14 protein-coding genes and 1 riboswitch are annotated in these 12795 nt (G+C 77.1%); of the genes, 8 read left to right on the forward strand and 6 right to left on the reverse strand.

Annotated elements, in window-relative coordinates; genetic code table 11:
• Positions 1-8 precede the first annotated feature (8 nt).
• Positions 9-76, reverse strand: a riboswitch (cobalamin riboswitch).
• Positions 77-155: 79 nt separating this feature from the next.
• From ACI79B_RS20215 to ACI79B_RS20225, 3 genes are all read right to left on the reverse strand, one after another.
• Positions 156-1178 carry an ABC transporter substrate-binding protein gene (locus tag ACI79B_RS20215; protein WP_456929834.1) on the reverse strand — a complete coding sequence of 341 codons (1023 nt, stop codon included), beginning with the start codon at positions 1176-1178 and terminating at the stop codon, positions 156-158.
• 89 nt (positions 1179-1267) lie between these two features.
• On the reverse strand, positions 1268-1678 hold the full coding sequence (locus tag ACI79B_RS20220) for a YunG family protein (RefSeq protein WP_456929835.1): 411 nt from the start codon (positions 1676-1678) through the stop codon (positions 1268-1270).
• A gap of 32 nt (positions 1679-1710) precedes the next feature.
• A complete protein-coding gene (locus ACI79B_RS20225) occupies positions 1711-2340 on the reverse strand; it encodes a TetR/AcrR family transcriptional regulator (protein ID WP_456929836.1) in 630 nt (209 codons plus the stop codon).
• A 59-nt stretch (positions 2341-2399) separates the two neighbouring features.
• Between ACI79B_RS20225 and ACI79B_RS20230 the strand changes: the two genes are divergently transcribed.
• A complete protein-coding gene (locus ACI79B_RS20230) occupies positions 2400-3107 on the forward strand; it encodes a hemerythrin domain-containing protein (RefSeq protein ID WP_456929837.1) in 708 nt (235 codons plus the stop codon).
• Complete coding sequence (locus ACI79B_RS20235; RefSeq protein WP_456929838.1) at positions 3104-3568, forward strand: nitroreductase family deazaflavin-dependent oxidoreductase; 465 nt, start codon at positions 3104-3106, stop codon at positions 3566-3568. Before ACI79B_RS20230 ends, ACI79B_RS20235 begins: the two co-directional genes overlap by 4 nt.
• A 3-nt stretch (positions 3569-3571) precedes the next feature.
• On the opposite strand, the gene ACI79B_RS20240 is transcribed toward ACI79B_RS20235, so the two are convergent.
• Positions 3572-5437 carry an ABC transporter ATP-binding protein gene (locus ACI79B_RS20240; RefSeq protein ID WP_456929872.1) on the reverse strand — a complete coding sequence of 622 codons (1866 nt, stop codon included), beginning with the start codon at positions 5435-5437 and terminating at the stop codon, positions 3572-3574.
• A gap of 72 nt (positions 5438-5509) precedes the next feature.
• The gene (locus ACI79B_RS20245) at positions 5510-5839 is read right to left on the reverse strand and encodes a tetratricopeptide repeat protein (RefSeq protein ID WP_456929839.1); all 330 of its coding nucleotides are present in this window, start codon (positions 5837-5839) and stop codon (positions 5510-5512) included.
• Positions 5840-5991: 152 nt separating this feature from the next.
• Between ACI79B_RS20245 and ACI79B_RS20250 the strand changes: the two genes are divergently transcribed.
• The 3 genes from ACI79B_RS20250 to cobG are packed head-to-tail and all read left to right on the forward strand — an operon-like array spanning position 5992 to position 8111.
• Entirely contained in the window at positions 5992-6738 is a 747-nt protein-coding gene (locus ACI79B_RS20250) for a DUF4383 domain-containing protein (RefSeq protein WP_456929840.1), read from the forward strand.
• Between the two features lie 18 nt (positions 6739-6756).
• A complete protein-coding gene (locus ACI79B_RS20255; RefSeq protein WP_456929841.1) occupies positions 6757-6969 on the forward strand; it encodes a hypothetical protein in 213 nt (70 codons plus the stop codon).
• Positions 6966-8111: a precorrin-3B synthase gene (gene cobG / locus ACI79B_RS20260; RefSeq protein ID WP_456929842.1), complete on the forward strand. Its 1146-nt coding sequence runs from the start codon at positions 6966-6968 to the stop codon at positions 8109-8111. The genes ACI79B_RS20255 and cobG overlap by 4 nt, the downstream gene beginning before the upstream one ends.
• On the opposite strand, the gene ACI79B_RS20265 is transcribed toward cobG, so the two are convergent.
• Positions 8108-9286, reverse strand: coding sequence for a glucose-1-phosphate adenylyltransferase family protein (locus tag ACI79B_RS20265; protein ID WP_456929843.1), 1179 nt, complete (start codon positions 9284-9286; stop codon positions 8108-8110). The two genes, cobG and ACI79B_RS20265, sit on opposite strands and share 4 nt — an antisense overlap.
• Before the next feature lie 43 nt (positions 9287-9329).
• Here ACI79B_RS20265 and ACI79B_RS20270 point away from each other — a divergent pair, with 43 nt between their 5' ends.
• The 3 genes from ACI79B_RS20270 to ACI79B_RS20280 are packed head-to-tail and all read left to right on the forward strand — an operon-like array spanning position 9330 to position 12708.
• Positions 9330-9950, forward strand: coding sequence for a precorrin-8X methylmutase (locus ACI79B_RS20270; RefSeq protein ID WP_456929844.1), 621 nt, complete (start codon positions 9330-9332; stop codon positions 9948-9950).
• Positions 9947-11443, forward strand: coding sequence for a precorrin-2 C(20)-methyltransferase (locus tag ACI79B_RS20275; RefSeq protein WP_456929845.1), 1497 nt, complete (start codon positions 9947-9949; stop codon positions 11441-11443). The genes ACI79B_RS20270 and ACI79B_RS20275 overlap by 4 nt, the downstream gene beginning before the upstream one ends.
• Positions 11444-11481: 38 nt before the next feature.
• The gene (locus tag ACI79B_RS20280) at positions 11482-12708 is read left to right on the forward strand and encodes an MFS transporter (protein WP_456929846.1); all 1227 of its coding nucleotides are present in this window, start codon (positions 11482-11484) and stop codon (positions 12706-12708) included.
• Positions 12709-12795 lie beyond the last annotated feature (87 nt).

Raw genomic sequence — 12795 nt, forward strand, 5'->3', positions numbered from 1 at the left:
GCAGCCGGAGTGTCTGGCTCCCCCGGTCGCCCGGGGTCACAGTGGCGGGACCGCGCCGGGCTCGCACCGGCTTCCTGCGCGCACTGCCGTGATGGGGAGACGGTACCGCCCTGGTCGGCCCGCCCCGGCCGCGTGGCCGGGGCGGGGCGTGGACCTCAGCCGAGGACCGGGACCGTGGTGGACGGGTCGCCGTCCGCGGCGGCGGCCAGGGCCGGCACCACCTCGTCCAGCAGGTAGGGCAGCGAGAGCGGGCTGCCGAAGCCGAGCGCGGCGGACACGTCACCGGAGTAGCCGCCGAGCAGGACCGTGCGGCCCTGGGTCACCACGTCGAGGGCGGAGAACAGCGCGTCCCCGTCGGCGGCGGCCTCGTCGTAGCCGTTCACCGCCAGCACGTCCGCCTCCAGCAGGTCCAGCCGCTCCTGGCTGACGTCGGTGCTGGTCTCCGGGACGGTGAAGCCGAGGTCGGTGAAGAACTGGGTGCGCAGGTCGTCAGCGCCGAGCAGGTAGTGGCCCGAGCCGACGCCGGTCAGGTCCACGGCGAGCGAGCTGCCGGCGAAGTCCGGGTTCTCCTCGATCGCCTGCTGGAACCGGCCCTCGACGTCGTCGACGAGCTGCTGTGCCTCGTCCTCGCGGCCGAGCGCCCGACCGGTGAGGAGGGTCTGCTCCTGCCACGGGGTGGCGCCGTCGGCGTACTCGCCGGTCTGCGCGAGCGTCGGCGCGATGCCCGACAGCTGCTCGTAGTCCGCCTCGTCCATGAAGGAGTACACGCCGACGATCAGGTCGGGCTCGAGCGCGGCGACGGCCTCGAGGTCGATCTCCTCGCCGCCCACGGTCGGGATCTCCTCGTCCGGCAGCTGCTCCTGCGCCCAGGGACGGGTCGTGGCGTCGTAGTCGCCCAGGAGCTCGCGCTCGCCGACCGGGGTGACGCCCAGGGCCAGCACGAAGTCCTGGTCGTTGAAGCCGACGGTGACCACGCGCTGCGGCTCGGCGGGGATCTCGGTGGTGCCGAACCTGTTCTCGATGGTGACCGGCCAGGCGCCGTCGCCGCCGTCGGCGGCCGAGGCCGCGGGCTCGTCGTCGGCGGTCCCGCCGCAGGCGGCGAGCCCGGTGACGAGGAGGGCGGCGGCCGCGGTCAGCGACACACGCCGCACGCGGTTCCGGAGGGGGTGGTGCAGCACGGTCGGCTCCTGACCTCGGTGATCACTCGTGGTCAGGTTAGCCTGCCCTTACCCGATCCCGGAGCCCGGTTCCCGTCCGGTCGCGTCCGCTACCGGTCGGGGTGCTGCCGGTCGCCGGTCGTCCGACCGAGGGCGTCGAGCACCGCCCCGCGCAGCCGGAGGTACTGCGCGCGGTTGTAGCCGGGCAGCCCGGGCGGGCGGACGACGACCCGCGGCTCCCCCACGACCTCGTGCGGGGCGAACTGCTCGCGGGTGAGGTCGACCTCGCGGCCGCCGGGCAGCCGGTTCCACCAGTGCACGCCCTGCCGGGAGCCGTCGGTCCGGCGCACCTCGGCCAGCAGCAGCTCGCCGCCGAGCAGGTCGTGCACCGTGAGCGCGGTGGCGCCGCACTGGCCGCGCGCGGGGTTGCCCGGCGTCCAGTCGGCGAGGTCGCTGTCGTCGCAGGTCTCCCGGCACCAGGCCGCGCGCACGGCGGCGGTCACCTCGTCGAGCGTGGGCACGGGCAGCACCCTGCCACCGCGCACCGACACCGTCAGCGCAGCAGCAGCCGCTCCACCGCGCCGGGCAGCCAGTCGGCGTACCGCTCCGGCGGCCAGCCGCAGCCGCGCACCAGCCGGGACTGCGTCTGCGGGGAGAACACCGACCACACGACGTCGACGGCGGCCTCGACGTCGAGGCCGGCGCGCAGGTCGCCGGCGAAGGCCTCGACCAGCGCGGTCGTGTCGGCGCGCCGCCGGCGCTCGTAGTCGGCGTACGCCGCCCCGACCTCCGGGTCGACCGCGGCCGCGGCGGCGAAGACGTCCTGCATCGGGAGCGTGGCGGCGGTCGTCTGCAGCGCCAGCCGGTGCAGCGCCGCCAACCGGCCGGCCCGGTCCGGCGCGGCGAGCAGCTCGGCGAAGGGGCCCAGCTCGCGGACGGGGCGCTCGTCGTCGGAGCCGACGAGCGCCCGGTCGACGCACGCGAGGAGCACCGCCGCCTTCCCGCCCTGCGCGAACACGGTCGGCACCGAGACCCCGGCGGCCGCGGCGACGTCGCGCATCGTCGTCGCCGCGTAGCCGCGCTCGACGAAGCAGCGGGTCGCGGCCTCCAGCACCTGCACCCGCGTGCGCTGCGCCTGCTCGGCCCGCAGCGCGGAGCGGTAGACCCTCTTGCCCTCGACCACGGGTCCACCTTACCGTGCCGCCATTCGATTTACCGACACTCAACCCGAAAGGGGTCCCCGTGACCGCAGCTCCGCCGCTCCCCGTCCAGCTCCGCCTCGAGGGCCAGGCCGCCGCGCCCGACGGCCCGGTCGACCTGGCCGCCATGTACGTCATGCACCGCGCCTTCCGCCGGGACCTCGACGCGTTCGCCGCCGTCGTCCCCACGGTGCCCGTGGCGGACCGGCGGCGGTGGCGGCGGCTGGCGCGCCGCTTCGCGCAGTTCGGCTCCTACCTGCACAAGCACCACTCCGGCGAGGACGCGGGGCTGTGGCCGCTGCTGGCCGAGCGCGGCGCCGACCGCGCCGTCCTCGACGCCCTGGAGGCCGAGCACGCGGGCATCGACCCGGCGCTGGCCGCGGTCACCGCGGGCCTCGAGGCGCTGGCCACCGGCCGGGGTGACGCCGCCACCCGGGACGAGCTCGCCCGGCAGACGGTGGCGCTGCGCGACGGGCTGGGCGCCCACCTCGCCCACGAGGAGAGCGACGGGATGACCCAGGTGCAGCGGCACCTGACGCCGGAGGACTGGGACCGCCTCGACCGCGAGGTCTTCGCCAGGGAGTACCGCCCGACCGAGGTTCCGGGCGCGCTGGGCTGGACCGTGTCGGCCATCCCGGACGAGGCCGTCGACCGCCTGCCGGTGCCGCACCCGGCGCTGCTCGCCGTCGCCCGGTTCGCCGGCCGGCGCGCCGCCCGGCGGGACGCGCGGCTGTTCGGGACCGCCCGGTGACCGCGACGACGAGCACCGGCCTGTCCCGCGCCGACCGCGCGGCCACGGTGCTGTCCCGGCACGTGGCGGCCCTGCACACCGCGCTGCTGCGGCGCACCGGCGGCCGGGTCGGCAACCGCTTCCGCGGCGGCGACGTCGTCCTGGTGACCTGCCGCGGCCGGCGCACCGGGCAGCCGCGCACCACCCCGCTGCTGCACGTGCGCGACGGCCGGGACCTGGTGGTGGCGGCGTCCAACGGCGGCATCGACGCCGAGCCGCAGTGGTGGCTGAACCTGCAGGCCGACCCGCGCGGCGAGGTCGAGGTGCGCGGCCGGCGGTGGGCGGTCACCGCGGGCGAGGTGGACGACGCCGACCGGCCGCGGCTGTGGGCGGCGCTCATGGCCAACTGCGGGACCTACGACGCCTACCAGGCGAGGGTGTCCCGCCGGATCGCGCTGGTGCGCCTGTCCCCGGCGGGCTGAGCCTCAGGCGGCCAGCGGCTGACCGAACTGGGTGCGGTACAGCTCGGCGTAGCGGCCGCCGAGGGCGAGCAGGTCCTCGTGCCGGCCGCGCTCGACGACCCGGCCGCCCTCCAGCACGAGGATGCAGTCGGCCGCGCGCACGGTGGACAGCCGGTGCGCGATGACGATCGCCGTCCGCCCCTCGAGCGCCTCGTCGAGGGCCGCCTGCACCGCGGCCTCCGACGTGGCGTCGAGGTGGGCGGTCGCCTCGTCGAGCAGCACCACGCGCGGGCGGGCGAGCAGCAGCCGGGCGATGGTCAGCCGCTGCCGCTCGCCGCCGGAGAAGCGGTAGCCGCGCTCGCCGACGACGGTGTCCAGGCCGTCGGGCAGCGCGCGGACCAGGTCGGCCAGCCGGGCGCGGGCGAGGGCGTCCCACAGGTCGTCGTCGGTGGCGTCCGGCGCGGCCAGCAGGAGGTTGTCCCGCAGCGACTCGTGGAACAGGTGCCCGTCCTGGGTCACCACCCCGACGGTGCGCCGGATCGAGGCGGCGGTCAGGTCGCGGACGTCGACGCCGCCGAGCCGGACGGCGCCGGCGTCCACGTCGTACAGGCGCGGCACCAGCGAGGCGATCGTCGACTTGCCCGCGCCCGAGGACCCGACCAGCGCGACCACCTGCCCCGGCCGCACGGTGAACGAGACGTCGTGCAGCACGTCGACGCCGCCGCGGCCGTCGAGCCGGGCGACGTCCTCCAGCGAGGCCAGCGACACCCGGTCGGCCGCCGGGTAGGCGAAGGTGACGCCGTCCAGCTCCACCGACACCGGCCCGCCGGGGACGTCGACGGCGCCGGGGCGCTCGCGGACCAGCGGCACCAGGTCGAGCACCTCGAAGACCCGCTCGAAGCTGACCAGCGCCGAGGAGACGTCGACGCGGGCGCTGGCCAGCGCGGTCAGCGGCGCGTAGAGCCGGGTGAGCAGCAGCGCCAGCGCCACCACCGAGCCCGGGTCGAGCGCGCCGGCCAGCGCGTACGTGCCGCCGAGGCCGTAGACCAGGGCGAGCGCCAGCGCCGAGACCAGCGTGAGCGCGCTGATGAACGCCCACTGCACCATCGCCGTCCGCACCCCGACGTCGCGGACCGCCCGGGCCCGGCCGGCGAACCGGGCCGACTCGCGGCCGGGGTCGCCGAGCAGCTTGACCAGCGTCGCGCCGGGAGCGGAGAACCGCTCGGTCGTCTGGCCGGTCATCGCCGCGTTGGCGACGGCGGCGGTCCGGCTCAGCGCGGCCAGGCGGCGGCCGATCCGGCGGGCGGGGAGCAGGAACACCGGCAGCAGGAGCAGCGCCAGCAGGGTCACCTGCCAGGACAGGGTCAGCATCGCGACCAGCGCGAGGGCGAGCGTGACGGTGTTGCTGACGATCCCGGAGAGGGTGTCGCTGAAGGCCCGCTGCGCGCCGAGGACGTCGTTGTCCAGGCGGGACACCAGCGCGCCGGTGCGGGTGCGCGTGAAGAAGGCGACCGGCATCCGCTGCACGTGGTCGAACACGGCGGTGCGCAGGTCGAGGATCAGCCCCTCGCCGAGGCTCGCCGACAGGTACCGGCCGACCAGCCCGAGCGCGGTGGCGAGGACGGCGAGCGCGGCGATCGTGACGGCGAGGCCGACGACCACGGAGGTGGCGGCGCCGTCGACGATCGCGTCGACGACCCGGCCGGCCAGCAGCGGCGAGGCCACCGTCAGCACCGCCTCGACGACGCCGACGGCGACGTAGCCGGTGATGCGCGCCCGGTGCGGGCGGGCGAAGGCGAGCACCCGGCGCAGCGTCGCGCGGGTGACGGCGCGGCGGTCGGGACGGGCGTGCGTCGCGCGGGACAGCGCCGACCACGCCGTCATCTCCATGCTCACGCGGCGGACGCTAGGACCTCCGGTCGACTGGAGGTCAAGCGTCCGCCGGTGACGGAGCAGGAACGGTCAGGCGGCGCCCAGGGCGTCGGCGACGCGGTGGTGGGCGACGGCCTCGTCGCGGCGGCTCTGCCGCTCCAGCGTGCGGGCCAGCGCGCGGCGGGCCCACCCGTTGGCCGGTGCGAGGTCGACCAGCCGGCGCAGCGCCGTCTCCGCGCGCTGCAGCTGGGCCGAGCCGAAGTAGCTGCGGGCCAGCAGCTCGAGGGCGGCCTCGTTGCCCGGCTCGGCCTCGACGAGCGGCTCGAGCAGGCGGGCGGCCTCGATCGGCTGCCCCATGGAGAGGAAGAGGTCGGCGCGGAGGAACTCCGAGTGCAGGTCGGGGGAGAACGGCTGGGTCACGCCGGCGGAACGACGGCGCGGTGCCCGCTCTTCCCGAGATCACGACACGCCCGGTGGGCAGGAGGGACGAGAAGGTCCGGAACGAACTGCATCCGGACACGACCGGGTTGGGAACAACCGATGTCAGCACCACCGACCCGAGGAGCACGACCATGGCCCTGTCGCTGCACCGCCACCGGACGGCCGACCGCGCACGGACCGGCGCCGCCGACCCCGCCCCGCGCACAGACGCCCCGCGGCGCCCCGAGCGCGGGTCCGCCTCCGGCAACCGCGTCTACGCCGTCCAGCGCACCGGGGCGTTCGTCGTCGCCGGCATCATCGCCGTCTTCGGCGTCCTGGGGCTGGCCAACGGCCTGGCCTTCTTCTCCACCGAGGGCCAGCGCATCCTCGGCATGTCGTCCAACGGCCTGCTGTCGCTGATCTCGCTGGTCACCGCGGTCGTGCTGGTCGTCGCCGCCTTCCGCAGCCCCCGCACCGCCTCGACGGTCATGATCGTCATCGGCGTGCTGTTCCTGGTGTCGGCGTTCGCCAACCTCGCGGTGCTCGACACCGGGCTGAACTTCCTGGCCTTCCGGCTGAGCAACGTCGGCTTCTCCGTCGCCGCGGGCCTGGTGCTGCTGCTGCTCGGCGCCTACGGCCGGGTGAGCGGCAACCTGCCGCCCGACAGCCCGTACGCCCGCGAGCGGGACGAGGTGCCGCCGGTCCCGGCCGACGAGTACCCGTCGACGCCGGCCGAGTTCGCCGCCGAGCGGGCGATGCGCGACGCCGAGGTCGCCGTCGTCCAGCACGTGGCCTCCTTCGACCAGCGCCGCCGGGTCGCCGCCATGGCGCAGGTCACCAGCCGCAGGGAGCGCCGCGAGGTGTGGATGTCCTTCGACCGGGCCCGCCGGGACGCCTGACCCCGGCACGGTGCGGGGGTGACCGTCCGCCTGGCGCACTGGCCCACCCCGCTCGACCCGGCGCCGCGGCTCGCCGCCGCCCTCGGCCTGCGGCCCGGGGACCTGGTGGTGGAGCGCGACGACCTGACCGACCTCGGCGGCGGCGACGAGGTGCGCGAGCTCGAGGCACCCGGTGGCCGCCGAGCTCGCCGCCGGGGTGGTGGGCGCGTCGTAGCCTCGCGGGCGCGATGACGACGCCCCGACCCCGCGCCGACGCCTGCCCCGGCGCGCTGCAGACGCACTCCGCCGCCGACGGCGAGCTCGCCCGCGTGCGGGTGCCCGGCGGCCTGCTCACCGCCGCCCAGCTGCGGGTGCTCGCCGCCGCGGCGCGCGACCTCGGCAACGGCGCCCTCGAGATGACCAGCCGGGGCAACCTGCAGCTGCGCGGGCTGGCCGCCGGCGCCGCCCGGGAGCTCGGCGACCGGCTCGCCGGCGGGGGCCTGCTGCCCAGCGAGACGCACGAGCGGGTGCGCAACGTGCTGGCCAGCGCGCTGACCGGCCGCGCCGGCGGGCTGCTGGACGCCCGGCCGTGGGTGGCCGCGCTCGACGCCGGCCTGTGCGCCGACCCCGCCCTCGCCGCGCTGCCGGGCCGCTACCTGGCGACGCTGGACGACGGCCGCGGCGACGTGTCCGGGCTCGGCGGCGACGTCGGCCTGCTGGCGCTGTCGCCGTCCTCGGTCGCGCTCCTGCTCGGCGGGGCGGACAGCGGGCTGCGCGCGGACGCCGACGGCGCCGTCGGCCTGCTGCTCGCCGCCACCCGCGCCTTCCTCGCCGAGCGCGCCGCGCAGGGCGGCACCGCCTGGCGGCTGGCGGAGCTCGTCGACGGGCCCGCCCGCGTCGCCGCGCGGCTGGGCGGCACCCCGGCCGCGCCGGTCGCGGTCCCCGCCGCACCGGAGACCGGCCCGGTCGGCGCGGAGACGCAGGCCGACGGGCGGACCGCGCTGATCGGCGTCGCCCCGCTCGGCCGGCTCTCCGCCGACCAGGCCGACCTGCTCGCGTCGCTGACCGGCGAGGTGCAGCTGACCCCGTGGCGCAGCGTCGTCGTGCCCGACCTGGCCGAGGACCGCGTGGACGACGCCGCCGTCGACCTGTACCGCACCGGCGTGGTGTTCGACGCCGAGAGCCCGTGGGCGCGGGTCACCGCGTGCGCCGGCCGGCCCGGGTGCGCCAGGTCGCGGGCCGACGTCCGGGCCGACGCCGCCGCGGCCGTCGCCTCGGGCACCGTCCCGGAGGGCGTCCGCGTGCACTGGGCCGGCTGCGAGCGCCGCTGCGGCCGCCCCCGCGGGGAGGTCCTCGACGTCGTGGCGACCCCCGAGGGGTACCGCGTCGGCTAGTCGTCGTCGGGGTCCGGGTACCGCGCGCCGGCGGCGACCTCGGCGCCCTCGGGGACCCGCACCGCGCGGCCGACCAGGGCGACGTCGCCGTCGCCGCCGACCGTGGCGCCGCGGCCGACGTCCACGCCGTCGTCGACCACCGCGCGGGTGACCGTCGCGCCGGAGCGCACCCGCACGCCGGGCAGCAGGACCGAGTCGACGACGGTCGCCCCGGCCTCGACCACCACGCCGGGCGAGAGCACCGACCCGCGGACGTTTCCGGACACCCGGGTGCCGCCGGACAGCAGGCTGTTCTCGATCTGGCCGTCGTCGAGGACCCGGGCGGCGCTGTGCCGGCCGCCGCGGGTGTGGATCGGCCAGCCGGGGGCGTCGAGGTCGATCGGCGGCTCGTCGGTCAGGAACTCCTGGTGCGCCTCCCAGTACGCCGGGACGGTGCCGACGTCCCGCCAGTAGCCCTTGAGCGGGTGCGCCCGCGCGCCGCCGTCGCGGGTCTGCGCCGGGAGCAGGTGGGTGCCGACGTCCTCGAGCCCCTCCTCGCCGACCTCCGACCGCAGCTGCTCCAGCCGGTCCAGGGTGGGCCCGGGGTCGAAGACGAACACCTCGTTGGTGGCGGTGGTCGTGGCCGGCTCGTCGGGCTTGTAGGCGTAGCCGGTCACGCGGTCGCCGTCCACCTCGACGATGCCGTAGCGGGACGCGTCGTCGGCGGCGACCTCGGTGGTCACCATCGTCACCTCCGCGCCCGACTGCAGGTGCGCCTCGGCGACCTCGCGGTAGTCGAGCTCGTAGACGGCGTCCGCGCTGACCACGACCAGCGCCTCCGGGCCGAACTGGCGGATCAGCTCGGCCTGCCGCCACAGCGAGTTCGCCGTCCCGGTGTTCCAGCCGCCGCGCTCGGTGCCCTGGAACGGCGGGAGCGTCATCAGCCCGCCGGTGGTGCGGTCGAGGTCCCACGGCCGGCCGTTGGCCAGGTGGTCGGCCAGCGACGCCGGGTGCTGCTGGATCGACACCCACACGTCGGGGATGCCCGAGTGCTGGCAGTTGCTCAGCGGGAAGTCGATCAGCCGGTACACCCCGGCGAACGGGACGGCGGGCTTGGCGCGGTGCTCGGTGAGCAGCTGCAGGCGCCCACCGGCACCACCGGCGAGGACGAGGACGAGCAGGCGGGGAAGGGCCATGCCCCCGGCTACCCGCTCCGCGCGCGACGTAGCCTCCTGCCCGATGTACGAGTACGAGAAGGACGGCGCCGAGATCTACCGGCAGTCGTTCGCGACGATCCGCGCCGAGGCGGACCTCGCCGGCCTGCCCGAGGACCTCGCGCGGGTGGTCGTCCGGATGATCCACGCCTGCGGCCAGGTCGACCTGGTCGCCGACGTCGCCGCGAGCCCCGACGTCGTCCGGCTCGCCCGCGAGGCCCTCGACGCCGGCGCGCCCGTCCTGTGCGACGCGCAGATGGTCGCCTCCGGCGTCACCCGCCGCCGGCTGCCGAAGGACAACGACGTCGTCTGCACCCTGGGCGACCCGCGCGTGCCGGCGCTGGCCGCCGCGCTCGGCACCACCCGCACCGCCGCCGCGCTGGAGCTGTGGCGCGACCGGCTCGGGGGCGCCGTCGTCGCCGTCGGCAACGCGCCCACCGCGCTGTTCCACCTGCTGGAGATGGTCGCCGCGGGCGCGCCCCGCCCGGCCGCCGTCCTCGGCATCCCGGTCGGCTTCATCGGCGCGGCCGAGTCCAAGGAGGCGCTGGCGGCCTCCGGCCTGCCCTTCCTCGTGGTCCGCGGCCGGCGGGGCGGCAGCGCCATGACCGCGGCCGCGGTCAACGCGATCGCGAGCGACGTCGAGTGAGCGGCCGCCTGTACGGCGTCGGGTTGGGCCCCGGCGACCCCGAGCTGGTCACCGTCAAGGCCGCCCGGCTGATCGCCGCCGCCGACGTCGTCGCCTTCCACGCCGCGCAGCACGGCCGCTCGGTCGCCCGCGCGCTGGCCGCCCCCTACCTGCGGGAGGGGCAGGTCGAGGAGCTGCTGGTCTACCCGGTCACCACCGAGGGCACCGACCACCCCGGCGGCTACCAGGGCGCGATCGACGAGTTCTACGAGGCCGCCGCCGCCCGGCTGGCCGCGCACCTCGACGCCGGCCGCGACGTCGTCGTGCTCGCCGAGGGCGACCCGTTCTTCTACGGGTCCTACATGCACATGCACAAGCGGCTCGCGCACCGGTACCCGACCGAGGTGGTGCCCGGCGTCACCAGCGTCAGCGGCGCCGCCGCCGTCGTCGGGCGGCCGCTGGTGGAGCGGGACGAGGTGCTCACCGTGCTGCCCGGCACGCTGCCCGCCGACGAGCTCGCCGAGTGGCTGGCCACCACCGACTCGGCCGCGGTGGTGAAGCTCGGCCGGACGTTCCCCCAGGTCCGCGAGGCGTTCGAGGCCGCCGGCGTGCTGGACCGGGCGCTCTACGTCGAGCGGGCCACCACCGACCGCCAGCGCACGCTGCCGCTGGCCGACGTCGACCCCGCGACCGTCCCCTACTTCTCGCTGGCGCTGCTGCCCTCGCCGCTCACCGGGACCACGCCGGGCCCCGCGGACCTCCCGGACGCCGCCCCGCGGGCCGGCGAGGTGGTCGTCGTGGGCCTCGGCCCCGGCGCCCGCGGCTGGACGACGCCCGAGGTCGCCGACGCGCTCGCCGCCGCCGACGACCTGGTCGGCTACGGCCCCTACCTGGACCGGGTGCCGGCCAACCCGCGGCAGACCCGCCACCCCAGCGACAACCGGGTGGAGGCCGAGCGGGCCGCGCACGCGCTGGAGCTGGCCCGGTCCGGACGGCGGGTCGCGGTCGTCTCCAGCGGCGACCCGGGCGTGTTCGCGATGGCCGCCGCGGTGCTCGAGGTGGCCGCCCGTCCCGAGCACGCCGGCGTCCGCGTGCGGGTGCTGCCCGGGCTGACCGCCGCGCAGGCCGTGGCGTCCCGGGTCGGCGCGCCGCTCGGCCACGACTTCGCCGTCATCAGCCTCTCCGACGTGCTCAAGCCGCTCGACGTCGTCCTCGACCGGCTGCGCTCCGCGGCGGCGGCCGACCTGGTGCTGGCGCTGTACAACCCGCGGTCGCGGGCCCGCCCCCACCAGCTGGCCAAGGCGCTCGACGCGCTGCGCGAGGTGCGCGAGCCGGAGACGGTGGTCGTCGTCGGCCGGGACGTCGGCGGGCCGGAGGAGGAGGTCCGGGTGACGACGCTGCGCGACCTGGACCCGGAGACCGTGGACATGCGCTGCCTGCTGCTGGTCGGGTCCTCGCAGACGCGGGTGACGCCGGCCGGGCAGGTCTACACGCCGCGCCGCTACCCGTCCTGACGGGAATGCCGGCCGGATCGGTGGCCTTGGCAACTGTCGTGCCCCGCCTCCCCCGCCCGGTCGCGTTCTGGTCGGTGGCCGGACTCCTCGTGCTGGTGCTGGCCGCCTCCGGCGTCCCGTCCCCGCTGTACCGCGTCTACCAGGAGCAGTTCGGCTTCGGCGCCGGCGTCCTGACGCTGGTGTTCGGCATCTACGCCTTCGCGCTGCTCGCCGCGCTGCTGGTGGTCGGCAGCCTGTCCGACCACGTGGGCCGGCGGCCGGTGCTCGCCGCCGGGCTGCTGCTGCAGGCGGTCGCGATGGCGGTCTTCCTCGCCGCCGACGGCGTGGGCTGGCTGCTGGCCGCGCGCACGCTGCAGGGCCTGTCGACCGGCGCGCTGACCGGGTCGCTCGGCGCCGCGCTGCTCGACCTGCAGCGCCCCTCCGCACGCCCGCTGGGCGCGCTGCTCAACAGCGTCTCGCCGGGCCTCGGGCTGTCGCTGGGCGCGGTGGGCGCGGGCCTGGCGATCGAGGGGATCGCGGAGCCGACGCCGTGGGTGTTCGGCGTGCTGACCGTTGCCTTCGTGCTCGGCTCGGGGCTGGCCCTGCTGCTGCCCGAGACCTCCCCGCGGGTGCCCGGGGCGCTGGCCTCGCTGCGCCCGCGGGTGGAGGTGCCGCGCCCGCAGCGGCGCGCGTTCGCCGTCGGGGTCCCCTGCCTGGTCGCGCTCTGGGCGATGGGCGGGCTGGTGCTGTCGCTGGGGCCGTCGCTGACCGCCGGCGTGTTCGGCGTGGCGGGCCACCTCGCCGGCAGCCTGCTCATCCTCTGCATGCAGGGCGCGGCCGCCGTCGGTGGCGTGCTGGCCCGGGACGTGCCGCCGCGCCGGGCGATGGGCGGGGGCTGCGTCGTGTTCGCGGCCGCCGTCGGCGGCCTGCTGGTCGCGCTGGCCACCGGGACGCTGTGGCTGTTCTTCGTCGCCTCCGGGCTGGCCGGCCTGGGCTTCGGCGCCGCCTTCCTCGGCACCGTGGCCACCGTGACGGCGGGCGTCGCGCCCGGCCACCGCGCGGGGCTGCTGTCGAGCGTCTTCGTCGTCGGCTACCTCGCGTTCAGCATCCCGGCGATCGCCGCGGGCATCGCCTCGGGCGCGGTCGGGCTGCGGCCGGTCGCGGAGGTCTACGGCGCCGTGGTGATCGTGCTGGCGCTGGGCGCGGCGGTGGGCCTGCGGCTGTCGGACCGGCGCGCGCCCGCTCCCCTGCCCGTCGACGAGCCGTCGGAGCCGCTGGCCGCCTGAGGTCCGGCCGCCGGGCGACGGTGTGCGCTCACGCGGGGTTCCCGGCGTGGGAACCCCGCGTGAGCGCACACCGTCGCGGTCCGAGGG

Source organism: Geodermatophilus sp. SYSU D00879, assembly GCF_054050375.1.

Excerpts from the sequence above, each read along its gene's own strand:
- ACI79B_RS20250 (WP_456929840.1), top strand. The coding sequence starts at position 5,992 with ATGGCCCTGTCGCTGCACCGCCACCGGACGGCCGACCGCGCACGGACC.
- cobG (WP_456929842.1), top strand. The coding sequence starts at position 6,966 with ATGACGACGCCCCGACCCCGCGCCGACGCCTGCCCCGGCGCGCTGCAG.
- ACI79B_RS20265 (WP_456929843.1), bottom strand. The coding sequence starts at position 9,286 with ATGGCCCTTCCCCGCCTGCTCGTCCTCGTCCTCGCCGGTGGTGCCGGT.
- ACI79B_RS20240 (WP_456929872.1), bottom strand. The coding sequence starts at position 5,437 with ATGGAGATGACGGCGTGGTCGGCGCTGTCCCGCGCGACGCACGCCCGT.
- ACI79B_RS20270 (WP_456929844.1), top strand. The coding sequence starts at position 9,330 with ATGTACGAGTACGAGAAGGACGGCGCCGAGATCTACCGGCAGTCGTTC.